At 62.6% G+C, this 599-nt stretch carries 1 protein-coding gene; it reads right to left on the bottom strand.

Features of this window, described 5'->3' with window-relative positions; all coding sequences use genetic code 11:
- A partial coding sequence (locus BK660_RS30375; RefSeq protein WP_123436411.1) for a methyltransferase domain-containing protein occupies positions 1-599 on the bottom strand: 599 nt, incomplete at both ends.

Below are 599 nucleotides of genomic sequence, written 5' to 3'. Positions count from 1 at the left end.
CCCTTGAACCACTCCACCACCCCCGCCGCCCCGCCAGACCGCTGATGGTGGTAGGTCGTACGCCACACATCGACCCGCGCACAGTGTGGTCGCAGCATCGAAAAATAATCACTGGCGCTGGCCATGTCGGTGCGCTGCCCCGCAGCGCCTGAAAGCTTGCTCGCCCACGGACCATTCGCAGCGACTTCACGCATCAAACGGTGAGACGGTTCATTGAGGTTATCCGGCATCTGGATCGCCAGACTGCCGCCTGCCGACAACTTGCGGGCCAACGCCGGCAACAACGTCGCGTGATCCGGCACCCACTGCAATACGGCATTAGCGAAGATCACATCAAACGGCCCTGCATCGGCCCACTTATCAATCTCGGCGACAGCGAAGCGCAAATCCGGCAAGCGCTTGCGCGCCGCGTCGATCATGTCTGCCGAGCTGTCCAGCCCGCTGACCTTCGCCCCGGGAAAACGCTGCACCAGCAGCTCCGTCGAATTGCCGGGACCGCAACCGATATCGACCACTGTTCGCGCTTCAGGCGTGGGAATCGCCGCCAGCAGATCGCGGGCCGGGCGGGTGCGTTGATCTTCGAAAGCGACGTATTGTTT

The sequence above is a fragment of the Pseudomonas brassicacearum genome, from assembly GCF_003732265.1.
Lineage (GTDB): Bacteria > Pseudomonadota > Gammaproteobacteria > Pseudomonadales > Pseudomonadaceae > Aquipseudomonas > Aquipseudomonas brassicacearum_D.
Note: the sequence above shows the minus strand (reverse complement) of the source record. Positions and strands in the feature narration are given on the sequence as shown.